We start from the raw sequence: 23,014 nt of genomic DNA, 5'->3' as shown, positions 1-23,014 counted from the left end.
CTGAGCTACCAACAATTCACACAAGGAGAAATCATGATCGTCACGCGCAGGAAGACCCTGGCGGCCCTTGCCGCCACCGCAGTGCTGGCTCTCGCCGGCTGCGGCAAGAAGGAAGCCGACAAGCCTGCCGAAACGGCCGGCGCCGCTTCCGCGCCCGCTGCCGGGCAGGCGGCCGAGCCGCTCAAGGTCGCCTTCGTCTATATCGGCCCGGTCGGCGATGCCGGCTGGACCTATGCGCATGACAACGGCCGCAAGGCCGTGGAAGAAAAGTTCGGCAGCAAGGTCAAGACTACCTTTGTCGAAAACGTGCCCGAATCCGCCGCCGACGCCGAACGCGTGTTCCGCGACCTGGCCAGCCAGGGCAACAAGCTGATCTTCGGCACCACCTTCGGCTACATGGAGTCGATGCTCAAGGTCGCCAAGGAATTCCCGGACGTAAAGTTCGAGCACGCCACCGGCTTCAAGACCGCCGACAACCTGGCCCAGTACGACGTGCGCACCTATGAAGGCGCGTACCTGGCGGGCGTGGTCGCCGGCAAGATGAGCAAGACCGGCAAGATGGGCGTGGTGGCTTCGGTGCCCATCCCCGAAGTGATCCGCAATATCGACTCGTTCACGCTGGGCGCGCGCAGCGTCAACCCGGGCGCCACGGTCAAGGTGGTGTGGGTCAACAAGTGGTTCGACCCGGGCAAGGAACGCGAAGCCGCCACCACGCTGATCGGCCAGGGCGTCGACATGCTGATGCAGAACACCGACTCCGCCGCCGTGGTGCAGACCGCGCAGGAAAAAGGCGTACATGCTTTTGGCTGGGACAGCGACATGACCAAGTTCGGTGACAAGGCCCACCTGGCCGCGTCGGTGATCTCGTGGGGCGTCTACTACAACAAGGTGGTGGAAGACGTGCTGAACAACCAGTGGAAGAACAGCACCACGTGGTGGGGCCTGAAGGAAGGCATGATCGACCTGAAGTCGTTCAACGCGGTTGTGCCCGAGGACGTGAAGAAACTGGTCGAGGAGCGCAAGAAGGCCATTGCCGATGGCAGCGCGCCGATCTGGAAGGGTCCGATCAAGGACAACACCGGCAAGGAGCAGTTGGCGAAGGATCAGGTCGCGGACGACAAGTTCCTCCACGGCGTGAAGTTCTACGTCGAGGGTGTGGAAGGGAAGATTCCGGGCTGATTTCAGTGGTGACGCGGTGTTCTACCTCTCCCGCGCGCTGGGAGGGAGAACACCTTGCCAAGGCCCGACTCGGACGGCTTTGGTGCGCCAGCCTCTCCCATCACATTGAGCCGCGGAACTTGAAGCCACCAATAACGGCCCAAGCTATCTGCGTATGCGCCAGTGTCAGGCGCGCGCCATGTGAAGGAGGCCTCTCATGTTGAAGCGATTTTCGGCCCTGTGGACGCTGGTACGCCGCGACGGGCGGCTGTTCTGGTATGCGCTGCGCCACCCGGATGCCCCGGCATGGCTGAAACCCGCGGCGATCGGGCTGTTGCTGTACGCGATCTCCCCGATCGACCTCGTGCCTGACGTGGTCGCGGGGCTCGGCATCATCGATGACGTGGTGCTGATCCCGCTGGCCGTCCACCTGATCCTGAAGCGCCTGCCGCCGCATATCCTGCGCCAGGCGCAGGCGCGCGCGACCGCCACCACGGTCCGGCCGCACTGAAGCCGCCAAAGAAAAATCCCCGGGGCAGCGATTGCCCCGGGGATTTTTTATGCCTGCGCAGAACCGGATTCAGTGCGGCAGCAGGATGGTCGAGCCGGTGGTCTTGCGCGATTCCAGGTCGCGGTGCGCCTGCGCCACTTCCGACAGCGCATAGCGCTGGCGGATATCGACCTTGACCTTGCCGGTCGTGACCGCATCGAACAGGTCGGCCACCATCGGCTCGAGCAGTTCGCGATGCACCACGTAGGTCATCAGCGTCGGGCGCGTCAGCCGCAGCGAACCCTTGTTGCCCAGCACGGAAAGATCGAACGGCGGCACCGGGCCCGAGGCATTGCCGAAGCTCACCATGGTGCCACGCGGCGCCAGGCAGTCGAGCGAGCCCTTGAAGGTATCGGCGCCGATCGAGTCATAGACCGCCGGCACGCCTTTGCCGTTGGTGATTTCCCTGACGCGGTCGACGAACGATTCGCGCGTGTAGACGATGGTATGGGCGCAGCCATTGGCGCGCGCCAGCTCGGCCTTCTCATCCGTGCCGACGGTGCCGATCACCGTTACGCCAAGCGCCTTGAGCCACTGGCTGACGATCAAACCCACGCCGCCGGCGGCCGCGTGCAGCAGCACCGTGTCGCCCGGCTGCACCTTGTAGCTGTCGCGGATCAGGTACTGCGCGGTCAGGCCCTGCAGCATCATGGCCGCGGCGGTGTCGAACGGGATCGCGTCCGGCAGCCGCACCACGATATCGGCCGGCATCACGCGAATCTGCGCATAGGCGCCGGTCGGACGGCCGGCGTAGGCCACGCGGTCGCCCACGCTGACGTGGCTGACACCCTCGCCCACCGCCTCGACCACGCCCGCGCCTTCCATGCCCAGGCCGCCAGGCAGCGGCTGCTTGTACAGGCCGGTGCGGAAATAGACGTCGATGTAGTTCAGGCCCACCGCCTCGTGGCGCACGCGCACCTCGCCGGGGCCGGGCTCGCCCACTTCCACATCGACCCACTGCATGACTTCAGGACCGCCGGTCTGTTCGATCCGGATGGCTTTGCTCATCTGCGTCGCTCCTTCTTGTGGTGTTGCATCGATCGGGGGAATTCAGCTGGCCTGCGCGCCGTCAGCCGAGTCGGCCAGGCCGGCGATCAGCAGCTCGGCGGTGGCCACATTGGTGGCGCACGGCACGTTGTGCACGTCGCACGCGCGCACCAGCGCGTTGATATCGGGTTCATGCGGCTGCGGCGTCATCGGGTCGCGCAGGAACACCACGGCGCGCACGCGCCCTTCGGCCAGCTGCGCGCCGATCTGCAGGTCGCCGCCCCACGGCCCCGACAGCATGCGCGTCACTTCCAGTCCGACCTCGTCGATCAGGCGGCCGCCGGTGGTGCCGGTGGCCAGCAGCTCGCACTGCGAGAGGAACGCACGATGGCGCGTGGCGAAGGCGACGATGTCGTCCTTCTTGTGGTCGTGGGCGATCAGCGCGATGCGAGGGCGTGTCATCAGAAATTCCTGGTTGGGGTGGTCGGACTGCAGCAGGCTGGTGGAGATCAGAACGTGCCGGGGTACGCGCCGCCGTCGATCAGCAGGTTCTGCCCGGTGATATAGGCGGCGTTGCGGCTGCACAGGAAGGCGCAGGCGGCGCCGAACTCGGCCGGCTCGCCGAAGCGGCGCGTCGGGTTCTGCGCGGCACGGCGCTGCGCCACTTCCTCGACGCTCAGGCCGGCCTTCTGGGCACCGCCTTCCATGGTCTTGCGCAGGCGGTCGGTATTGAACGGACCGGGCAGCAGGTTGTTGATGGTCACGCCATGCTGCGCCACTTCGCGCGCCACACCCGCGACAAAGCCGGTCAGGCCCGAGCGCGCGCCGTTGGACAAGCCCAGCACGTCGATCGGTGCCTTGACCGCGCCGCTGGTGATATTGATGATGCGGCCCCACTTGCGCGCGATCATGCCGTCGACGGTGGCCTTGATCAGCTCGATCGGGGTCAGCATGTTGGCGTCGAGCGCTGCCAGCCAGTCGCTGCGCTCCCAGTCGCGGAAGTTGCCCGGCGGCGGGCCGCCGGCGTTGTTGACCAGGATGTCGAGGTCGCCCAGCTTGGCCACCGCATCCAGCGCCGCCTTGCGGCCTGCGGGCGTGGTGATGTCGGTCGCCACCGCGATCACGCGGCGGCCATGGCGGGCGCGCAGGTCGGCGGCGGCCTTCTCCAGCGCCTCGGCGCCGCGCGCCACGATCACCACGTCAACGCCTTCCGCCGCGAGCGCGTCGGCGCAGGCAAGTCCAAGGCCCTTGCTGGCGCCGCACACCAGCGCATGCTTGCCGCGCAATCCCAGGTCCATGTGTTTCTCCTTAGTCGGTTGTATTGTCCCGGCCGGGCATCCGGCCGATGCATCAGGTTTTCTTTGCCGAAAGCAGGTACATGCCGCCCATGACCAGCGCGCTGCCTGCCAGCTGCACGCTGCTCACCGGCTCGCCCAGCAGCCAGAAGCCAAGGAGCAGCGTCGATACCGGGCCGATCATGCCGGCCTGCGAGGCCAGCGGCGCACCGATGCGCGCCACCGCCACCATGGTCATCGAAACTGGCAGTACCGTGCAGAACACTGCATTGATGAGTGACAGCCACATCACCGGCGCCGGCTGCGCCAGCCCGGCCACGGGCCGCCCCAGCGCCACATACTGGATCACGCAGCAGGCGGTGGACACGCACATCGCATAAGCCACCAGCCGCAGCGAGCCGATGCGTTTCACCAGCTCGCCGCTCAGGATCAGGTAGACAGCGTACGTCATGGCACTGCCCAGGACCAGCGCGCCGCCCAGCCACACCTGGCTGCCGCTGACGTCGAGGTCATGGGCGAAGACCAGCACGATGCCGGCGTACGCCAGCAGCAGCGAAAGCCACTGGCGCGAACTGATCGGCCGGCGGAATACCAGCGCGGTGGCCAGCAGCACGAACGACGGCGTCAGGAACAGGATCAGCCGCTCCAGCCCGGCGGTGATGTATTGCAGGCCGATGAAATCGAGGAAGCTCGACAGGTAATAGCCGATAAAGCCGAGGAACACCACGCGCCCGCGGTCCGCCCACGACAGCGGCGCCAGGCGGCGCGACTGCCACCAGCCGATCGCCATGAACAGCGGCACCGCGAACAGCATGCGCAGCGTCAGCACCATCACGGCATCGACGTTGTAGCGGTACATCAGCTTGGCGACGATCGCCTTGGCGGAGAACAGCACCGCGCCGACGGCGGCGATGGCAAGCCCCGCGCGCTGCGGCGAGGGCAGCGCGGCAGGCGCGGCGAGGGACTTCTGGGAGGCGGGCACGGGAATACGTGGAAAGCGGGCCGGCGGGCCGGCACACCGGCCCCGCGAAACGACCCGACGATTGTATTCGAAAAGACGCAACCGCATCGGCGGCGGCACAGGCCCGCCGCCCGCCCTGCCGATCCCCTACAATGGCCGCGCGCAGCCTGCATCACGGGCGGCGTCACAATAACAAGCCAAAGGAGACTTCTCGACATGCCGACCCACCCCGCACAGGCCGGCCGCCGGCCGCTGCTGCTCGCTGCCCTGGCCGGCGCCACCGCGCTCGCCGCCAGTCTCAGTGCCACCGCCGCGCCCGGCGACGGCTATCCGTCCCGGCCGATCCGCTTTGTCGTGCCCTACGCTGCCGGCGGCACCACCGACCTGGTGGCGCGCACCGTCGGCCAGCGCGTGGGCGAAAAACTGGGCCAGCCGGTGGTGATCGAGAACCGCCCCGGCGCCGGCGGCAATGTCGGCATGGACGCGGTGGCCAAGGCGGCGCCGGACGGCTACACCATCGGCTTCGGCGCGATCTCCACCAATGCGCTCAATCCGCATATCTACAAGCAGGTGCCGTTCGACCCGCGCAAGGACTTCACCGCCATCAGCCTGCTGGGCACCTCGACCATCGTGCTGGAAGTCAGCCCGTCGCTGCCGGTGAAGACCGTGAAGGATCTGGTGGCGTACGCCAAGGCCAATCCCGGGCTGACCTATGCGACCGCCGGCACCGGCACCTCGATGCACCTGGCCGGCGCAATGTTCGCGCAGATGACGCAGACCAGCCTGACGCACGCGCCGTACAAGGGCAGCAGCCCGGCGATCAACGACATGCTCGGCGGGCATATCACGGTGATGTTCGACAACCTGCCGGCATCGCTGCCGCATATCCAGGCGGGCAAGCTGCGCGCGCTGGCGGTGGCCGGCAAGCAGCGCGCACCGTCGCTGCCTGACGTACCGACGCTGGCCGAAGCCGGCCTGCAAGGCTATGCGGTCGAGCCGTGGTTCGGCGTCTATGGCCCGGCCAACCTGCCGGCGCCGGTGGTGCAGGCGCTCAACAGCGCCTTCGTCGAGGCGCTGGCGCGTCCCGATGTGCGCGAGAAGCTGGTGCAGGCAGGCTTCAATCCCAAGGGATCGAGCGCGGCTGAACTGCAGGCGCTGACGCAGTCGGAATACGAGCGCTTCGGCAAGGTGGCGAAGACGGCGGGGATCACCGTCGAGTAGGCATCGGACGCGCAAGCAGCGGATATACTCGGGGCACGCTCATCCAACGCATCACGATCGACGTGCCCAACCCCTCCGCATCCTCCGCATCGTCATCAGACGAGACCGCCCCCGACTACGATTTCACCGAGCAGGTCGGCCACCTGCTGCGGCGCGCCTACCAGCGCCACGTGGCGATCTTCCAGCAGACCATCCCGGATTCGCAGCTCACTGCGGCGCAGTTCGTGGTGCTGTGCGCGGTCAGGGACCGGCAGCCGTGTTCGCTCAATGAAGTGGTACGCGCCACGGCGATCGACCAGGCGACAGTGCGCGGCATCATCGAGCGGCTGAAGGCGCGCAAGCTGGTGGCGGTGTCGCATGACCCGAACGACCGGCGCAAGGTGGTGGTGACGGTGACGCCCGGGGGGCTGGCGTTGATCGATGAGACGGTGCCGTTTGCCAGGCAGATTTCGGAGCAGACGTTTGGCGGTTTGAACCCGGCAGAGCGGGTGGCGGTGACTTATCTACTGCGGAAGATGAGCGAGATTGATGAGGGGAATGGCGGCGTGTGAGCTAGACCGAGACCACCGGCGTGCCACCGGTATGCTCAGGGCTTCAGCTCCGCAACGCCGCCAACACCGTCTCCGGCACGAACGGCGGCCGCCGCAGCCGCACCCCGATCGCATCGAACAGCGCATTGGCAATTGCCGGCGCGCCCGGCAGCGATGCCGACTCCCCTGCCCCCATCGGCGGCTCCTCCTGCCGCGGCATCAGCACCACCTCGATCGGTGGAATCTCAGGGAAAGTGAGCAACGGATAGCTGCCCCACTCGCGGCTGGCGACACCATCGGCGTCGAAGCGCACCTGCTCCTTCAACACCCGGCTCAAGGTCTGCACCACGTTCCCGTGGATCTGGTGGCGCACGCCGTCCGGATTCACCATCATGCCCGTGTCCTGCCCGACCACCAGCTTTTGCACGGTGATGCGGCCCGTTGCCGCTTCCACCGCCACGTCGACCACCCATGCCGCCCACGCCGCGCCGAAGCCCGGGAAGCGGCTGTGGATATAGCGCGCGTAGGCAACGCCGCGCCCGCGCAGCATACCGTCGGCGCCGGCGCTGCCACGCGAACCGTGCGCGCCCCGCTGCCAGTCCGCCGCGTCGGCCACCGCGTGCAGCAGTTCGGCGGCGCGCGGGTCCGGCAAATGGCGCAGCCGGAAATCAATCGGATCCATACCGGCTTCGGCGGCGAGTTCATCGATCACGCATTCATGCGCGAAGGAATTCGGCAGCGCCGACACGCCACGCAACCATGACGCACGCACGATGGCGGGCGTGTCATCACAGCCGATGCGGCGCGCGCGGTAGGCATACGGCGGCACCGCGGTGCGGTCGCCCATCTCCAGCGTGCGCGGCGCGTTGGGCACGATGCCGGCAAGCACCAGCGCCAGCGTCGGCGCATCGTTGGACGGATAGCGGCTGGTGAAGTCATAGCCGAGCAGTTCACCGTCGGCGCCGAGCGTTGCGCTGACATCCATCAACTGGGCCGCGCCCTTGGGCTCCCACAGGTGTTCCTGCTCGCGCGACAGCTGCACGCGAACGGGCCGCCCCACGGCGCGCGACAGCAGCGCGGCATCGGCGCAGACATCGTCCGCGCAATTGCGGCCATAGCAGCCGGCGGCTTCCATGCGCACGATCTCGATGCTGTCCTCGCCCAGCCCGCACAGGCGTGCCAGGTCGATGCGCAGCACATGCGGGTTCTGCGTGCCCGACCATACCGTCAGGCCATCCTCATGCCAGTCGGCGACCGCGCACGACGGGCCAATCGAGCCATGCATCTGGTATGGCCAGACGTAGTGCCGATCCAGCGTCTTGCCGGCCCCGGCCGGAGGCATCTCGCCGTCGTTCAACAGTTCGCGCCGCGTCGCCGGGTTGGCGCGTAGCGCGGGTTCAGGGTCAGCAAGCGACGGCATTGGCGGTACCGCCTTCCACTGCACCCGCAGCTTGCGCGCGGCCAGCACCGCATACTCTTCGCGCTCGGCCACCACGCCTACGAAGTCGCCCTGCACCACCACATCGACCAGGCCCGGCACATCGCGCACCGATTCGCGGTCGACCGCGAGCAGGCTGTTGCCGACGAAGTCGCCGCTGTCGCGGCCAGCATACGGCGGCCGCACCACGCGCCCATGCAGCATGCCGGGCACGCGCACATCGTGGACGAAGGTCAGCACGCCGCGCGCCTTGGCGGGGATATCGACGCGGCCAGCCGAGCGGCCGACGATGCGGTAGGACTCCACCGGCTTGATCGGCACGTCGTCGGCCAGCGGCAGCGCCACATGCTCGCCTTGCACCAGCGTGCCATAGCCGATGGGGGCGTCGGACCCGCGCACGCGGAACTCGCCATCCTGCGCTTCGAGCTGGTCGGGCGCCACGCCAAGCTGTTGTGCGGCGCGCGCCAGCAGCCACGCGCGGGCCTGCGCCGCGGCACGGCGCAGCGGGATTGCGGAAATCTGGATCGATGCGCTGGCGATGGTTGGCCCCTGGTTAGGGGTCGCTTCGGTATGGCCGAGCACCATGCGCACCTGCGACAGCGGCACGTCGAGTTCTTCCGCCACGATCTGCGCCAGCGCCGTGCGGATGCCGGTGCCAAGGTCGACATGGCCGTTGAAGGCCAGCACCTCGCCACTGTCACGGACGGCGATAAAGATATCGGGCAGCGCCGGCACGTAATCCGACGCCGCGCCGGGCTGGCCGGGCGCGGGACGCGCCGCCGCCTGCGGCGCGCGCGTGACCAGCAGCACACCGGTTGCCTGCAGCAGTGCCAGCCGCAGCGCGCGGGGCGTGGCGGGATCGGCCTGTTCCACGGGTTGCAGGGTCGTTGCCGTCATCGTCTTCCAATCTCCTTCAACGGGGGCGCCGTTATACTGCCAGCCAACAGAGTCAGAGCCACCCAACCATCATGACGATCAACACCGCGTCGAAGCCAGCCGCCAAGCGGGCGGCTCCCGGCACCCGGGCCAGGCAAGCGCAGGACAGCCGCGACCGCATCCTGAAAGCGGCCATCAAGGTCTTCGCCCAGCGCGGCTACGACGGTGGCCGCATCGAGCGTATTTCGTCGCTGGCCAAGACCTACGACCGGATGATCTACTACTACTTCGGCAGCAAGGAAAAGCTGTTTGTCGAAGTGCTGGAGACCATCTACCTGCAGCTCAACGAAGCCGAGCAGCAGCTCGAGCAAGAACTCGACGCCGCCGATCCCGTGCGCGCGCTGTCGCAACTGGTCGACTTCATCTGGCAGTACTACCTCGACCACCCCGAGTTCGTTGCGATCCTGTCCAGCGAGAACATGAGCCAGGGCAAGCACGCGAAGAAGTCGGTCCGGCTCAAGGAAATCTCCAGCTACGCGCTGTCGGTGCTCGACGGGATCCTCACGCGCGGCAAGTCCGCGGAGTTGTTCCGTCCAGAGATCGGCGCGCGCGATGTCTACCTGGTGATCGCTTCGCTCGGTTACTTCTACAACTCCAACCATCATACGCTCGGCGCCTTCCTGGGCGAGGCCATGATGAGCCCGCCCGCGCTGGCGCACTGGCGCGATGTGATCCAGCAGACAGTGCTGCGCACGGTGTCGGTGCCCGGCGCCGTGCCGGAAGCCCGCGTGCCGCCGGCTACGCCGGCGCGCAAGACCGCACGCACCAGGCGGGCGGCTGCAGGCTGAAACGCCGCGCCGGCGCACCGTCGCCGCTCAGGCGGCGGCGCGAGCGCCTTCACCCTCACCCTCGCCCGCCACTTGCGCCAGCGCTTCGTCGCGCGTGAGCACGGTCGCGTACTTCTGCGCCATGTCGAACAGGTTGGCATCGTGCGGGCCGATGGCGCGGTCGCCCACGCAGTCGGACACCACCAGCGGACGGAAGCCCAGCGACATCGCATCGACCACGCTGGCGCGCACGCAGCCGCTGGTCACGCAGCCCGCCACCAGCAGCGTCTGCACGCCGCGCTGCGTCAGCCACGCCGCCAGCGAGGTGCCGAAGAACGCCGACGGCACCGTCTTGCGCACCACCAGTTCGCCCGGCGCGGGCGCCAGCTCGGGCACGATCTGGCTGTTGTGGCCGTCTTCCTTCAGCGTCAGCATGCCGGGCACCTTCAGCGTGAAGATATTGTGGTCGCTGTCGTCGTCGGCGAACACGATGCGGCTGTGCGCCACCGGCCAGCCCTGCTCGCGCGCGGCGCGCAACAGCGGCTGGGTGTTGCGGATGGCTTCGGGGATATTGCCGCCGCCGAATACCGCCGGGTCGGCAAAGCCGTTGACGAAGTCGATGATCAGCAGGCCATACGGCGCCTTGAGTTCCATCGACGCGCCGAAGCCCTGGCGCTGGTAGGTCTGCACTGCGTCATCCATGGCGAGAGTCCTTGTCTGCCTTGTAGAGCGATGCGGCGGGAGCATGGTGCCCGTCCATCACCTTGCCGCGCACCACCACCGGCTCACCGTCGAGGCTGACCGTGCAGTGGCGCACCGGGATATCGATATGGCAGGCGGTGGTGCGACTGCCGCCTGCTTCGTTGTTGGGGCCGAACGAGCACAGGAAATTGCCTTCGTAGGCGCGCGCGTCCATGCCGATGGTGGCCTCGCGGTCGTACATCGCCAGCGCCGACCAGCTTGCGCGCGGCTGCAGGCCCCAGCCGATATGCGACATCGCATACGCTTCCGGGTCGTTGAACGAGGCCATATAGTCGGCCAGCAGCTCGGCATCGACACCGCCTTCGATGCGGCGCACGTAGCCGGCCTCGACCGTGATGCGGATCGGCGCCTGCAGATAGGACTTCATCGGCAGCAGGATGTCGCCGCGGTCCAGCACGATGGTGCCGTTGGTACCGCCCTCGTCCGGCCAGGTCAGCACGAAGCCGCTCGGCCAGTGGTCCCAACGGCCGGGCTCGTCGACAAAGCCGTACTCGCTGATCGCGGGGAATTCACCCAGGCGGCAGCGCAGGTCCATGCCGGCGTCAGACACGATATGCATCTCGCGCGCGCGGCCCAGCCGCTCGGTGGCAGCCTTGACGCGGGCGCGGTCGGCCTCGGTCGGCACCAGCCGCGCCAGCACTTCGGGCGGCTCCACCGCCAGCAGGATTTTTGTGCCGCCGGACAGGATCTCGTGCTGCTCGGGCGAGAACAGCAGCGTCATCAGGTCCAGCACCAGGTCGCTTGCTTTCAACGCGGCGATCGCTGCCGGGTTGCCGGTCAGCGGCGTGGTGCCGAGATAGGCCAGCGCGTCGCGGCTGAGCGCCTTCTCGCCATTGACCGGCGGCAGGTCGAGCCGGTTGACGATGGCGCCCATCGACTGCGCCGCCACCATCGCCGTGCGCAGCGTCTGCGGGTGCGTGGCCGCGCCGGTCAGCACGGTGACGGTCTGCCCCGGCTGCAGCTTGGACAGCGTCAGCACCTGCTTCCACGCCGCGGTCAGGTCGTAATCGCTTACGGGCATGTTCGCTCCATTATCAGTTCAGCGGTCAGTTCAGCGCCGCGCCGAGGAAGTCGCCGAAGGCGCGGTAGAAGCCGGGCTCGTCGTCCCACGGGATCATGTGTCCGGCATTGGCGACATGTGCGACCAGCAGCGCGGGCAACAGCTTGCGCATCTCCTGCACGTCTTCCTCGCGGATCACGTCGCCGCGGCCCGCGGTCATCAGCAGGGCCGGCACCTCGACCTGCGGCAGGTCGGCGTGGATATCGTCCTCATGGAAGCCGTTGAAGCTGGCCAGGATCGCGCGCTCGTCGCAGGTATGCAGCCATTGCGCACGCAGGCGCAACTGGTCTTCGGTCCAGGTGGGGCAGAAGCGGCGCATGCCTTCCGCGTCGATGCCCTGCTGTGCCAGCCGGATCGAATCGATGTACCACGGCAGTTGCGCGGGATACGCACGGCGGCCCGGGCCCGAGACGGGCGGATCGACCAGCACCAGCCGCGTCAGTCCAGCGGGCTTGCTGCGTGCGGCGCGGATGCCGATGCGCGCGCCCATCGAATGGCCGACGATGGCATAGCGTTGCAGCCCGAGCGCTTTGGCAAACGCGATCACGTCAGCAGCCTGCGCATCGAGGCTGTAGTCCAGTTCCGCGCCGGCCTGCGACAAGCCGCGGCCGCGCACGTCGAGCACATAGGTATCGAACTGCCGTCCGAACTGCTCGCCGACGAAGCCCCACGTGACCGCCGGGCTGGTGATGCCGGGCACGATGATCACGGTGTCGCGCTGCGCGCGCGCGCCGTCCTGGCCGCCCTCGCCGCCATAACGCAGGTAGTGCTGGCGAATGCCGTTGGCATGGACGTTGCCGCCGTAGAGGAAGGTGCTGGTCGTCATGGCCGGCTCCTTCAGTAGGCGCCGGACAGCAGCGCGCCCGCGCCCGGCACCACCGGCTCCAGGCCCAGGCGCTTGAGCAGCGCATAGGTGGTGGCGATGGCGGCGGTGACCACCGGCTTGCCGGTCATCGCCTCGACCTTGGCCACCGCCGGCAGCGACGGCATCTGCACGCAGGCAGACAGCACAATGACGTCGGCATCGGCGAAATTCATCTGCGCAACGATCTCCGGCAGGCGCGACGGGTCATGGCGGCCGACGTCGAGGTTGTCGGGGATCTCCAGCGCGCGGTAGTCCACGACTTCATAGCCTTCGTTGCGGATGTAGTCGACCACCAGCTCGGTCAGCGGCTTCATGTACGGCGCCACCACGGCAATGCGCTTGGCGCCCATCACCTTGAGCGCATCGACCAGCGCGCCGGCGCTGGTGATCACAGGGGCGTCGCCGCCGTTCTCGGCGGTGTGCGCCTGCAGGCGCTGCTCCGACACGCGGTGGTAGCCGTGGCCCATCGCCATGATCGCCACCAGGCAGGCGTAACCGAGCACGTCAACGCGGGCGTCGCTCAGCTCCACCGCGCAGCGGTCGGACTCGGCATCCATCGCCGCCAGTTCCTCCTTGACCACCTTCTTCATCCGCATGCGGCTTGAGTGGAAAGTAAAGCGCTCCGGACGCACCAGCTGGCGCGCGGCCAGCATCGCCGGGATCTCGGTTTCCATCGTGGTGTTGGAGCTCGGCACGATCTGGCCGATTCGGAAAACTTTCTGCACTGTCGACTCCGTCATCTGTTTGTCTGTCTACCCGCCTGCCCTGCCCGGATGGCCTTGCATGCTGCGATCGATTGTAGTGTACACACTTTATCTAGGCAAATAGAATCTGCGCCGTGCGCGATTCACTCGTTCAGTGCCTACTTAATTAATCAATCCCTGTTTTAGCGCACAAATTCACCGTATTCAAGCATTGTGCGTCGCGATTCATGATGTCATAAGGGTTTTCCATAGGATCGTCATTTTCTTCCTTGCCGTTGATATTTTGAGTGTGTACACTCGTTTTCAACGGTCGGCCGGATCGGTCGCCCAAGCCCCCATCGACCCATGTGTCATTGCCCCAGGAGAAATAACGTGCAAGGCAAACCGCGAATCGCAGTTGTCGGCGCCGGACTCGGAGGAACGGCCGCGGCCGCCCTGCTGCAGCGAGCCGGCTTCCAAGTCAGGCTGTATGAACAGGCACCGGCGTTCTCGCGTCTGGGAGCGGGCATCCACGTGGGGCCCAACGTGATGAAAATCATGCGGCGCATCGGCATCGAGGACGCGCTCAACGACATGGGCTGCCACCCTGACTTCTGGTACAGCCGCGACGGCCTGACCGGCGAAGTGATCGCGCAGATCCCGCTGGGCGACTACGCGGAGCGGCACTATGGCGCCAGCTACCTGACCGTGCACCGCGGCGATTTCCACAAGCTGCTGACCGACGCCGTGGCGCCGGACACGCTGTTTTTCAACAAGAAGCTGGAAAGCGTCACCGACCAGGGCGACGTGGTCGAGCTGCGCTTCACCGACGGCACGGTGGACGAAGCGGACATCGTGATCGGCGCCGACGGCGTCAACTCGCGCATCCGCGAAACCCTGCTGGGTGCCGAGCCGCCCAAGTACACCGGCTACGTGGCGCACCGCGCGGTATTCCCGATCTCGCGCGTCAAGGGCTTCACGCATGAGCGCTGCACCAAGTGGTGGACCGACGACCGCCACATGATGGTTTACTTCGACACCAGCAAGCTGGACGAGATCTACTACGTCACCGGCGTGCCCGAGCCTGAGTGGGACATGAGCAAGAGCTGGGTGCCGAGCAGCATCGAAGAGATGCGCGCCGCGTTCGACGGCTGGCACGAAGGTGTGCAGTCGCTGATCGAAGGCACGGTCGAAGTGACCAAATGGCCGCTGCTGGAGCGCGACCCGCTGCCGGTGTGGAGCCGCGGCCGCCTGGTACTGCTGGGCGATGCCTGCCACCCGATGAAGCCGCACATGGCGCAGGGCGCCGCAATGGCGATCGAGGACGCTGCCATGCTGACGCGCTGCTTCACCGAGACCGGCCTGGAAGACTACGCCGCCGCGTTTGCGCTGTACGAAGCCAACCGCGCCGAGCGCGCCGGCAAGGTCCAGCTGGTTTCGCACAACAACACGTGGCTGCGCAGCAACGAGAACCCGGACTGGTGTTTCGGCTACGATGTGTTCAACGTGCCGCTGGTATCGGCCGGGCCTGCGCCGCTGTCCGCTGCCGCGTAACGGCGACCTTAGGCCTGACCTGAACCTGCACGCCGCAGCCCCTCGCACGAAGGGGCGCGGCGTGCCGGCCGCGTGATCTGCAACTTGCCGCCCCCGATGAACACGCCTCGCCCCCTGACGCTACAAGTCAACCACGCCGAGCACACGCTCAGCGTGGCGCCCGACACGCCGCTGCTCTATATCCTGCGCAACGACCTGGCCTGCAATGGCCCCAAGTACGGTTGCGGGCTGGGCCAGTGCGGCGCGTGCACGGTGCTGGTCGACGGCCGGCCCGCGCGCTCGTGCGTGCTGCCGGTCAGGGCCGCGGTGGGCCACGCAGTCACCACGCTGGAAGGCCTGGGCACGGCGGAGCATCCCGATCCCGTGCAACAAGCGTTTATCGACGAGCAGGCCGCGCAATGCGGCTATTGCCTGAACGGCATGATCATGACCGCCAAGGCGCTGCTCGCGCAGAATCCCGATCCCGATGAAGCGCAGATCCGCGAGGCGCTGCGCTTTAACCTGTGCCGCTGCGGCACGCACGTGGAAATCGTGCGCGCGGTGCAGCGCGCGGCGGTGCTGATGCGACGCGCGGCTGAAGGGGCAACATCGTGACGGAACGCCTCGCAGTGCAAACCAGCCACACCGGCGCCCTGGCCGGCAACGTGCCGCCGCCTGAGTCCATGTGTCTCGTCGGCCACGCGCTGACGCCGCCGGGCCTGCGCTGGCTTGACGGCAAGCCGCTGGTGCCGCGCCTGCTCGGCGCGGACCGCGACGCGGCCCTCGCGCTGCCAGGCGTGCGCGCAGTTGTGGTTCGCAACCAGTTCACGGGTGTTGCCGCGGAAAGCGATGCCATGGCGGCCAACGCTGTCCGCGCGCTGCAGGCGCGCTGGTCGGCACCGCCGCGCGCGGAGGCAACCCCGGTATCGCGCCACGCCGTTGTGCAGCGCGGTGACGCGAGCCGCGCGCTCGCCAGCGCCGCCACGCGCCACGCGCAGCACTACCAGTGGCCGCTGGCCGGTACCAGGACGGAAGCGTTTTGCACCGCAATCGCGGACTGGCGCGACGGCATGCTGCACGTGTGGCTGCCGAGCCTGCGCCCGGGCGCGCTGCGCGAAGAACTGGCCGCGCTGCTGGGCATCGCGCCGCAACAGGTCGCGCTGGCCTGCTGGCAGGCAACTGCCGATGCCGGCGATCCGGCCCTGCTCGCCCATCACGCAGCCGCCGACGCCGCATTGCTGGCCCATGCCGCCGGCAAACCAGTAATGCGGCGGCTGTGCGCCGACGACATCGGCCTGTCCGATGCGCAGCTCGCCGTTCATGTCGACACCGCGCAAAACGGCGCAGCCATCGACGCCTACGCCGCCACGCTGGCCGGCACGGCCGCACCACCCGTGCCGCTGGCATTGTGGCTGACGCATACCGCGTCGCCCGTGACGGACACCGGCCACACAGCCAGCGCAGTGATGCCGCCCTACCGCATTCCCGATGTCGATGTCGGCACGGCCGGGGCAGTGGCCGCCTTCGATGCCGCACCGCTGGCCGCCGCGCGGGCCCATGTCTTTGCGCGCGAATCCCATCTCGACGAAATCGCCACCGCATCCGGCACGGATCCGGTTGCGCTGCGGCTGGCCCACCTCGACGATGCGCGTGGCACGGCGCTGGTCAAACAGGTCACCGAGCGCGCCGGCTGGACCCCATCCGTCCCGCATGCCACCGCACCGGCCGGCAACGTGCGGCGCGGGCGCGGTTTTGCCTATGCGCACACCATCGACCACGATGCGGGCCAGAGCTGGTCGGCATGGGTGGCGGAAGTCGAAGTCGATGGCACCACCGGCGAACTGGCGGTCACGCGCGTGACGGTGGGGCATGACAGCGAATCGCTGGCGTCCGCGCAAGCCACACCCGCTGCGCGCTCGCTGGAACAGGCTGTTGCCGACGCTACCCTGCAATTGACCGCTGCCAGCCCGGCATTCGATACCTGGCCTGCCACGGAGGCGCCGGCCAGCCAATCGCTCCCCGCCGTCGCAACCAGCACAGTATTGCCGGAAGTCCACCTGGCTGGCACGCTCACCGAGCGCGACCAGCTGGCCGCGGGTCCGGCCGATACGCTGCCTGCCGCGGCCGCCGTGGCCAACGCCATCTTCGACGCCACCGGCGTGCGCCTGCGCACGCCACCTTTCAGCGCCGAGCGCATCCGGCTTGCGCTGGCCGAGAGTGAGGACAAGCGCGCCGGCAAGCGCAGCAAGCGCGGCTGGATCGCCGCCGCTGCCGCGACCGCGGCAGGCCTGTGCGCAACACTGATGCCGTGGCGCGCGCCGATCGCGCCGGTCGCCCCGCCCGAGCCTGGCTTCTATTCCGCAGCCACGCTGGAGCGCGGCCGCCTGGTGGCTTCGGCAGGTGACTGCGCGGTATGCCATACCGTCCCCGGCGGCGTGAAGAATGCGGGCGGCCTGCCGCTGGAAACGCCCTTTGGCACGGTCTACAGCACCAACATCACGCCCGATGTGCAGACCGGCATCGGCAACTGGTCGTTCGCCGCCTTCGAACGCGCGATGCGCGAAGGCATCCACCGCGACGGGCGACGCCTTTATCCGGCCTTCCCCTACACCGCGTTCGCCAAGGTCAGCGACGCCGACATGCAGGCGCTGTATGCGTACCTGATGTCGGCCGAACCAGTGAAGTCAGCAGTGCCGCAAACCCAGCTGGCATTCCCGTTCAACGTGCGCCCGCTGCTGGCGGGCTGGAACCTGCTGTTCCATCGCAACGAACCCTTCAAGGCCGACCCCGCGCGCTCCGCGCAATGGAACCGCGGCGCGTATCTCGCCGAAGGGCTGGGCCATTGCAGCGCCTGCCATTCCCCGCGCAACGCACTCGGCGCCGAGCAAGGCGGCCGCAAGTACCTGACCGGCGGCAGTGCCGAAAACTGGGAAGCGCCGCCGCTGACCGCGCTCTCGCACGCGCCGGTGCCATGGACCGAAGCGGCGCTGTTCACCTACCTGCGCGGCGGCTATGCGCCGCATCATGGCGCCGCCGCCGGGCCGATGGCGCCGGTGGTGGAAGAACTCGCGCAGCTGCCCGAATCGGATGTGCGCGCGATCGCGCACTACGTCGCGTCATTCGGCACGCCGCCGCCCGCGCCTTCCGTGCTGGACGCGCAGGCTGCCAGTCTCGAACGACGCAGCGCGCAGGCTGCGCGCACGCTCGGCGGTCCCGGTGAACGCCTGTACCAGAGCGCCTGCGCGGTGTGCCATCAATCAGACCAGGGCATCGCGCAGTTCGGCGTGAAGCCATCGCTCGCACTCAACACCAACCTGCACAGCAAGCTGCCTGACAACGTGATCCAGGTGCTGCTGCAAGGCATGCCCGCGCCGCCCAACAGTGAACTGGGCGCGATGCCGGCCTATGCCGACACCTTCGACGACAGGCAGATCGCGCAGCTGGCGCAGTACCTGCGAGCGCGCTTTGCCCCCGACCAACCCGCCTGGCAGGACCTGGAGAACACCGTCGCGCGGCTGCGCGCGGCGCCAGCGCACTAAAGACCAGCGGAGGCCTGCGCGGCCGGCTTGCCGCGCCTTCCGCATCCATGCTGACATGCATCCGTGCCGTGCCTGGCAAGGCGCTTTGCCACCGGGCAGGGAGACCTGCGCCGACACTTCGGCACGCTACGCGCCATGCGCGGGAAAACCCCGAGGAGAGAAACCGCAGTTCGGCCTTGCCCGCCAGTTTCATGTAGCTTACGCTGAACGATCATGTAGTGCGCACTACATGAGTGCCGGCATAAGTATAAGAAGACGCGCCACGGTGCCTCCCGGCACAAGTACGGCGCAAGAACCGCGCAAACGAGACAACAAGACCACAAGATTGGCCCTTTACAACACCGGAAGCGCTGGCCCGGGGCTTGCATAGTCCACCGCCGTGCCGACCGGGGATTCGGGCCCGGACAACCAAGGGTAGACAACAAGGAGTGACTATGTCGTATCAGTACCAGGAAGGTGTTGCGAGAGGACTACCTGACCAGTTCTGGCCTCGCTAGCTTGGGGTAGCCACAGGTTTGGCCGCATCGCGGTGCGTGGCTTCCGAATTCAAGAACCAGCCTATAAAGACAGGTAGACAATATGTCGTCATCAATTTCCTCAATGGCAGCATCGACAATCCCCGAGGCGACGATCAGCGCGGCTCCCCACCCAAGCGCGCGGGCATCGACGTCCCAAACCATCACGATCGAGCAAGGCATCCGCGCAGCCGGTGTCGGCCGGTTCCAGTATCGGCTGTTCGGCATTTTCGGCCTGGTCTGGCTGGCTGACGCGATGCAGGTCCTGTCGATCGGGTTCACCGCGCCTTCCATTGCCTCGACATTCGGCATTCCCGTGCCGAGCGCCTTGCAGACCGGGACGATGTTCTTCGTCGGCATGCTGATCGGCGCCTTCGCGTTCGGCCGGCTTGCGGACCGGATCGGCCGCCGGCCCGTCCTGATGATGGCGGTGATCCTTGACGCCATCTGCGGCGTCGCCTCCGCCTTTGCCCCGGACTTCCAGTGGCTGCTGCTGCTGCGCTTCCTGACCGGCATCGGCGTCGGCGGCACGTTGCCCGTCGACTACACCATGATGGCCGAGTTCCTTCCCTCGGACCGGCGCGGCCGCTGGCTGGTCCTGCTGGAGTCCTTCTGGGCCGTCGGCACGATCCTGCTCGCCATCCTGGCCCTGGTCGCCGTCTCGCAAGGCAACGATGCCTGGCGCCTGATCTTCTTTGTCACAGGCCTCCCCGCGCTGGTCGGCGTGGTGGTTCGGTTCTTTGTGCCAGAGTCACCGCTCTACCTGAATAAATCGGGACGCTCGGAAGAGGCACGCGCGGTACTTCAGCGCGTTGCCAAAGCCAATCGGGTTTCGGTGGAAATCGCCCCGCTGGAGCCGCAGAAGATGGAGCGCAAATCGGTCTTCGCGCTGTTCGCGGCCGGATGCCGGCGCCGCAGCATCTGCCTGCTTGCCGCGTGGATGCTGATCTCGATCGCCTATTACGGTGTCTTCGTCTATCTGCCGGTGAAGCTGGCCGGCCAGGGCTTTGGCTTCATGCGTGGCCAGGTCTTCCTGATCCTGCTCGCGCTGGTGCAGCTTCCCGGGTTCGCGCTCGCCGCGCACGGCGTTGAGCGCTGGGGCCGGAAGCCGACCCTGATCGGCTTCCTGCTGCTCAGCGCGGCAGGTTGCATGCTGTATAGCCTGGGCACGTCCACCGGGTTGATCGTCGGCTCCACCCTGCTGATGAGCTTCGCGCTGCTGGGCACCTGGGGCGCACTCTACGCCTTCACGCCGGAAGTGTATCCGACGGACCTGCGGGCCAGCGGGATGGGCACCGCCGGTGCGATGGCACGATTTGGTGGCCTGTTCGCCCCTTCGATCATTGCACCGATCATGGCTACCCAGTTCACGCTGGCGCTTGGGCTGCTTTCGTCCTTCCTTGCCGTGGCGGCCTTCGCGATCTTCATGGTGGATATCGAGTCGAAGGACCGCGCGCTGGACTAAGGCCAGGTAGCGGCAAGCTTGCCGGGTATCGGGCCGCAGCCGCGCTGCGGCCCGCTTCCATTACAATCCGGCTACAACGGCGCGGCGGCCGGCTCCACCCGACCCGGCCGCCCGCTTCACCAGCTTGCTCCTATCCCCGCCGAGCCCTCGCCGCCAGCCATGAAACAAGATCCGCGCTTTCCCAACCTGTTCATCCTCGACCACCCGCTGATCCAGCACAAGCTCTCGCACATGCGCGACAAGGAAACGTCCACGCGCACCTTCCGCGAGTTGCTGCGCGAGATCACGCTGCTGATGGGCTACGAGATCACGCGCAACCTGCCACTGACCACGCGCCGCATCGACACGCCGCTGGTGGAACTGGATGCACCGGTGATCGCCGGCAAGAAGCTGACCATCGTGCCGGTGCTGCGCGCCGGCGTGGGCATGAGCGATGGCCTGGTCGAGCTGATCCCGTCGGCGCGGATCGGCCATATCGGCGTGTACCGCGACGAGCAGCACCGCCCGGTCGAATACCTGGTGCGGCTGCCGGACCTGGAAGACCGCAGCTTTATCCTGTGCGATCCGATGGTGGCGACGGGCTATTCGGCCGTGCATGCGGTGGAAGTGCTCAAACGCCGCGGCGTCAAGGACGAGGCCATCACCTTCGTCGCGCTGGTGGCGGCGCCGGAAGGCGTGGAGGTGTTCCAGAAGGCGCATCCGGGCGTGAAGCTGTTCGTGGCCTCGCTGGACAGCCACCTGGATGCCGACGCGTACATCGTGCCGGGCCTGGGCGATGCGGGCGACCGGCTGTTCGGCACCAAGAACTGACACGAGCCGGACTTGCGCGGGCTTGACCAGCCTCAACAGCCCGCGCCCCATGGCTCCCTACACTGGAGGCCCCCGCTGGCGGCAGCCGCTGGCGGTACTTCCGCCGGCATATGGCGCCAACCACATGCCGCCAACCACAGGGAGCCAACCTTGGAAGCCATCAAGATTCTCTTCAGCACCAGCACCGGCCTGATGAGCCTGGGCGTGATCGTCTTCATCATCGGCATGGGCTGGTTCTTTGCGCGGATGTTTGCGCGCAAGATGCGCGAGGACGCTGCGGCGGCGAAAGCGCAGCAAGGCGCCCGGCGCCACTGAAAACAAAGGGCCGCTGCGCGGCCCTTGTTTCTCCCCTTCGGGTCTTTTACTTTTTCTTCCCGAGCAGGCTGCCCAGCACGCCGCGAATCAGCTCGCGGCCTACCTGCGACCCCACCGTGCGCGCGGCCGACTTGGCCATCGACTCCAAAATCGAATCGCCGCGCCCGCTCTTGCCGGTGCCCTTGGTCAGCGTGCCGAAGATATCCCCCGCGGTACCGAGCCAGCCGCTATCCTGTTCCGCTTCCGGCCGGGCTTCCGGCTGCTTGCCCTTGCCGTTGCCATTGCCATTGGCCACCGTCGGCACGCTGCCGCGCAGCTTCTCGTAAGCCGATTCGCGATCCACGGCCGTCTCGTACGTTCCCGCGACCAGCGAGTTTGCGACCAGCTGCTTGCGCTCCTCATCGGTAGCCGGCCCGATCCGGCTGCCCGGCGGCAGTACCCAGGCGCGCTCGGTCACGCACGGCGTGCCCTTGGCGTCGAGGAACGACACCAGCGCCTCGCCCACCCCAAGCTCGCCGATCGCTGTTTCCAGGTTCAGCTTGGGATTGGCGCGCATGGTGGTGGCCGCCACCTTGACCGCCTTCTGGTCGCGCGGCGTGAACGCGCGCAGCGCGTGCTGCACGCGGTTGCCCAGCTGGCCCAGCACCGTGTCGGGGATGTCCACCGGGTTCTGCGTGACGAAATACACGCCTACGCCCTTGGAGCGGACCAGCCGCACCACCTGCTCGATCTTGTCGAGCAGCGCCTTGGGCGCGTCGTTGAACAGCAGATGCGCCTCGTCGAAGAAGAACACCAGCTTGGGCTTGTCGAGGTCGCCGGCCTCGGGCAGTTTCTCGAACAGCTCGGACAGCATCCACAGCAGGAAGGTCGCGTACAACCGCGGCGAGTTCATCAGCTTGTCCGCCGCCAGGATATTGACCACGCCCTGGCCCTTCTCGGTCTGGATGAAGTCTTCCAGGTTCAGCATCGGCTCGCCGAAGAAGACATCGCCGCCCTGCGACTCCAGCGCCAGCAGCCCGCGCTGGATCGCGCCGACCGAGGCGGTTGAGATATTGCCGTACTCGGTCGTGAACTGCGAGGCATTGTCGCCCACGTACTGCAGCATTGCGCGCAGGTCCTTGGCGTCAAGCAGCAGCAGGCCGTTGGCATCGGCGATGCGGAACACCAGGTTGAGCACGCCCTGCTGGGTGTCGTTGAGCTCCAGCATGCGCGACAGCAGCAGCGGCCCCATGTGCGAGACCGTGGCGCGCACCGGGTGGCCCTTCTGGCCGAACACGTCCCACAGCGTGGTCGGGCATCCGCCCCAGGCCGGTTCGGGCAGGCCCAGGTCGGCCAGGCGCTGCCTGAGCTTGTCAGACAACTGGCCGGACTGCGAAATGCCGGTCAGGTCACCTTTGACGTCCGCCATGAACACCGGCACGCCCAGGCGCGAAAACCCCTGCGCCAGCGTCTGCAGCGTGACGGTCTTGCCGGTGCCGGTCGCGCCCGTGATCAGCCCGTGCCGGTTGCCCATCTGGGGCAGCAGCACCAGTTCGTGTTCGGCGTTCTTGGCGATAAGGATGGGGTCGGCCATGATCTTCCTGATAGCAAGTGCCGCGGGACTCGCCACGGCAGCGGCGCGGGC

Annotated in this window: 21 protein-coding genes; 11 read left to right on the top strand and 10 right to left on the bottom strand. The window is 67.3% G+C overall.

The features are described from left to right. Positions 1 to 33: 33 nt before the first annotated feature. Together CTP10_RS04095 and CTP10_RS04090 are read left to right on the top strand one after the other, a co-directional pair. Entirely contained in the window at positions 34 to 1,179 is a 1,146-nt protein-coding gene (locus tag CTP10_RS04095; RefSeq protein WP_116317446.1) for a BMP family ABC transporter substrate-binding protein, read from the top strand. A 196-nt stretch (positions 1,180 to 1,375) separates the two neighbouring features. Then, a complete protein-coding gene (locus CTP10_RS04090) occupies positions 1,376 to 1,669 on the top strand; it encodes a YkvA family protein (RefSeq protein WP_062797448.1) in 294 nt (97 codons plus the stop codon). A 69-nt stretch (positions 1,670 to 1,738) separates the two neighbouring features. On the opposite strand, the gene CTP10_RS04085 is transcribed toward CTP10_RS04090, so the two are convergent. Genes CTP10_RS04085 through CTP10_RS04070 form a run of 4 tightly spaced genes read right to left on the bottom strand, consistent with a single transcriptional unit; the run spans position 1,739 to position 4,933 of the window. Further along, on the bottom strand, positions 1,739 to 2,716 hold the full coding sequence (locus tag CTP10_RS04085) for a quinone oxidoreductase family protein (protein WP_116317445.1): 978 nt from the start codon (positions 2,714 to 2,716) through the stop codon (positions 1,739 to 1,741). Between the two features lie 42 nt (positions 2,717 to 2,758). Further along, the gene (locus CTP10_RS04080) at positions 2,759 to 3,160 is read right to left on the bottom strand and encodes a methylglyoxal synthase (protein ID WP_199414517.1); all 402 of its coding nucleotides are present in this window, start codon (positions 3,158 to 3,160) and stop codon (positions 2,759 to 2,761) included. Positions 3,161 to 3,204: 44 nt separating this feature from the next. Further along, positions 3,205 to 3,993 (bottom strand): SDR family oxidoreductase, encoded by a 789-nt coding sequence (locus tag CTP10_RS04075; RefSeq protein ID WP_116317443.1) that lies wholly within the window; start codon positions 3,991 to 3,993, stop codon positions 3,205 to 3,207. A gap of 52 nt (positions 3,994 to 4,045) precedes the next feature. After that, positions 4,046 to 4,933, bottom strand: a complete 888-nt coding sequence (locus CTP10_RS04070; RefSeq protein WP_116317847.1) for a DMT family transporter — start codon at positions 4,931 to 4,933, stop codon at positions 4,046 to 4,048. Between the two features lie 234 nt (positions 4,934 to 5,167). Here CTP10_RS04070 and CTP10_RS04065 point away from each other — a divergent pair, with 234 nt between their 5' ends. Both CTP10_RS04065 and CTP10_RS04060 read left to right on the top strand, forming a co-directional pair. Then, positions 5,168 to 6,172 (top strand): Bug family tripartite tricarboxylate transporter substrate binding protein, encoded by a 1,005-nt coding sequence (locus tag CTP10_RS04065; RefSeq protein WP_116317442.1) that lies wholly within the window; start codon positions 5,168 to 5,170, stop codon positions 6,170 to 6,172. 62 nt (positions 6,173 to 6,234) lie between these two features. After that, on the top strand, positions 6,235 to 6,723 hold the full coding sequence (locus tag CTP10_RS04060) for a MarR family winged helix-turn-helix transcriptional regulator (RefSeq protein ID WP_116317441.1): 489 nt from the start codon (positions 6,235 to 6,237) through the stop codon (positions 6,721 to 6,723). A 43-nt stretch (positions 6,724 to 6,766) separates the two neighbouring features. Here the strand turns inward: CTP10_RS04060 and CTP10_RS04055 are convergent, their stop codons facing one another. Next, positions 6,767 to 9,037 carry a xanthine dehydrogenase family protein molybdopterin-binding subunit gene (locus tag CTP10_RS04055; RefSeq protein ID WP_116317440.1) on the bottom strand — a complete coding sequence of 757 codons (2,271 nt, stop codon included), beginning with the start codon at positions 9,035 to 9,037 and terminating at the stop codon, positions 6,767 to 6,769. A 71-nt stretch (positions 9,038 to 9,108) separates the two neighbouring features. On the opposite strand from CTP10_RS04055, the gene CTP10_RS04050 reads away from it, so the two are divergent. Next, positions 9,109 to 9,864, top strand: coding sequence for a TetR/AcrR family transcriptional regulator (locus CTP10_RS04050; RefSeq protein ID WP_116317439.1), 756 nt, complete (start codon positions 9,109 to 9,111; stop codon positions 9,862 to 9,864). 27 nt (positions 9,865 to 9,891) lie between these two features. Here CTP10_RS04050 and CTP10_RS04045 read toward each other — a convergent pair whose 3' ends face one another. From CTP10_RS04045 to CTP10_RS04030, 4 genes are read right to left on the bottom strand one after another with little or no spacing between them, the layout of a single operon-like run. Further along, complete coding sequence (locus tag CTP10_RS04045) at positions 9,892 to 10,545, bottom strand: N-carbamoylsarcosine amidohydrolase (RefSeq protein WP_116317438.1); 654 nt, start codon at positions 10,543 to 10,545, stop codon at positions 9,892 to 9,894. Beyond that, on the bottom strand, positions 10,538 to 11,626 hold the full coding sequence (locus CTP10_RS04040) for a 2,5-dihydroxypyridine 5,6-dioxygenase (protein ID WP_116317437.1): 1,089 nt from the start codon (positions 11,624 to 11,626) through the stop codon (positions 10,538 to 10,540). Before CTP10_RS04040 ends, CTP10_RS04045 begins: the two co-directional genes overlap by 8 nt. Before the next feature lie 25 nt (positions 11,627 to 11,651). Next, entirely contained in the window at positions 11,652 to 12,491 is an 840-nt protein-coding gene (locus CTP10_RS04035; RefSeq protein ID WP_116317436.1) for an alpha/beta fold hydrolase, read from the bottom strand. Between the two features lie 11 nt (positions 12,492 to 12,502). Beyond that, positions 12,503 to 13,255: a maleate cis-trans isomerase family protein gene (locus CTP10_RS04030; RefSeq protein ID WP_116317435.1), complete on the bottom strand. Its 753-nt coding sequence runs from the start codon at positions 13,253 to 13,255 to the stop codon at positions 12,503 to 12,505. Positions 13,256 to 13,606: 351 nt separating this feature from the next. Here CTP10_RS04030 and CTP10_RS04025 point away from each other — a divergent pair, with 351 nt between their 5' ends. From CTP10_RS04025 to CTP10_RS04000, 6 genes are all read left to right on the top strand, one after another. Beyond that, the gene (locus CTP10_RS04025) at positions 13,607 to 14,767 is read left to right on the top strand and encodes an FAD-dependent monooxygenase (RefSeq protein WP_116317434.1); all 1,161 of its coding nucleotides are present in this window, start codon (positions 13,607 to 13,609) and stop codon (positions 14,765 to 14,767) included. 96 nt (positions 14,768 to 14,863) lie between these two features. Continuing rightward, entirely contained in the window at positions 14,864 to 15,361 is a 498-nt protein-coding gene (locus CTP10_RS04020) for a (2Fe-2S)-binding protein (protein WP_116317433.1), read from the top strand. Positions 15,362 to 15,429: 68 nt separating this feature from the next. Continuing rightward, a complete protein-coding gene (locus CTP10_RS04015) occupies positions 15,430 to 18,285 on the top strand; it encodes a c-type cytochrome (RefSeq protein ID WP_116317846.1) in 2,856 nt (951 codons plus the stop codon). A 579-nt stretch (positions 18,286 to 18,864) separates the two neighbouring features. Then, complete coding sequence (locus CTP10_RS04010; RefSeq protein ID WP_233527953.1) at positions 18,865 to 20,265, top strand: MFS transporter; 1,401 nt, start codon at positions 18,865 to 18,867, stop codon at positions 20,263 to 20,265. Between the two features lie 159 nt (positions 20,266 to 20,424). Next, positions 20,425 to 21,075: a uracil phosphoribosyltransferase gene (gene upp / locus CTP10_RS04005; RefSeq protein WP_116317432.1), complete on the top strand. Its 651-nt coding sequence runs from the start codon at positions 20,425 to 20,427 to the stop codon at positions 21,073 to 21,075. Between the two features lie 150 nt (positions 21,076 to 21,225). Beyond that, the gene (locus tag CTP10_RS04000) at positions 21,226 to 21,390 is read left to right on the top strand and encodes a DUF3149 domain-containing protein (RefSeq protein WP_116317431.1); all 165 of its coding nucleotides are present in this window, start codon (positions 21,226 to 21,228) and stop codon (positions 21,388 to 21,390) included. A 46-nt stretch (positions 21,391 to 21,436) separates the two neighbouring features. Here CTP10_RS04000 and CTP10_RS03995 read toward each other — a convergent pair whose 3' ends face one another. After that, positions 21,437 to 22,963, bottom strand: a complete 1,527-nt coding sequence (locus CTP10_RS03995) for a helicase HerA-like C-terminal domain-containing protein (protein WP_116317430.1) — start codon at positions 22,961 to 22,963, stop codon at positions 21,437 to 21,439. Positions 22,964 to 23,014 lie beyond the last annotated feature (51 nt).

Source organism: Cupriavidus sp. P-10 (genome assembly GCF_003402535.2).
Taxonomy (GTDB): Bacteria; Pseudomonadota; Gammaproteobacteria; order Burkholderiales; family Burkholderiaceae; genus Cupriavidus.
Note: the sequence above shows the minus strand (reverse complement) of the source record. Positions and strands in the feature narration are given on the sequence as shown.

Coding starts and splice junctions, on each gene's coding strand:
- CTP10_RS04095 (WP_116317446.1), top strand. CDS start 34: ATGATCGTCACGCGCAGGAAGACCCTGGCGGCCCTTGCCGCCACCGCA.
- CTP10_RS04090 (WP_062797448.1), top strand. CDS start 1,376: ATGTTGAAGCGATTTTCGGCCCTGTGGACGCTGGTACGCCGCGACGGG.
- CTP10_RS04085 (WP_116317445.1), bottom strand. CDS start 2,716: ATGAGCAAAGCCATCCGGATCGAACAGACCGGCGGTCCTGAAGTCATG.
- CTP10_RS04075 (WP_116317443.1), bottom strand. CDS start 3,993: ATGGACCTGGGATTGCGCGGCAAGCATGCGCTGGTGTGCGGCGCCAGC.
- CTP10_RS04065 (WP_116317442.1), top strand. CDS start 5,168: ATGCCGACCCACCCCGCACAGGCCGGCCGCCGGCCGCTGCTGCTCGCT.
- CTP10_RS04055 (WP_116317440.1), bottom strand. CDS start 9,037: ATGACGGCAACGACCCTGCAACCCGTGGAACAGGCCGATCCCGCCACG.
- CTP10_RS04050 (WP_116317439.1), top strand. CDS start 9,109: ATGACGATCAACACCGCGTCGAAGCCAGCCGCCAAGCGGGCGGCTCCC.
- CTP10_RS04045 (WP_116317438.1), bottom strand. CDS start 10,545: ATGGATGACGCAGTGCAGACCTACCAGCGCCAGGGCTTCGGCGCGTCG.
- CTP10_RS04040 (WP_116317437.1), bottom strand. CDS start 11,626: ATGCCCGTAAGCGATTACGACCTGACCGCGGCGTGGAAGCAGGTGCTG.
- CTP10_RS04035 (WP_116317436.1), bottom strand. CDS start 12,491: ATGACGACCAGCACCTTCCTCTACGGCGGCAACGTCCATGCCAACGGC.
- CTP10_RS04020 (WP_116317433.1), top strand. CDS start 14,864: ATGAACACGCCTCGCCCCCTGACGCTACAAGTCAACCACGCCGAGCAC.
- CTP10_RS04015 (WP_116317846.1), top strand. CDS start 15,430: ATGTGTCTCGTCGGCCACGCGCTGACGCCGCCGGGCCTGCGCTGGCTT.
- CTP10_RS04010 (WP_233527953.1), top strand. CDS start 18,865: ATGTCGTCATCAATTTCCTCAATGGCAGCATCGACAATCCCCGAGGCG.
- upp (WP_116317432.1), top strand. CDS start 20,425: ATGAAACAAGATCCGCGCTTTCCCAACCTGTTCATCCTCGACCACCCG.
- CTP10_RS03995 (WP_116317430.1), bottom strand. CDS start 22,963: ATGGCCGACCCCATCCTTATCGCCAAGAACGCCGAACACGAACTGGTG.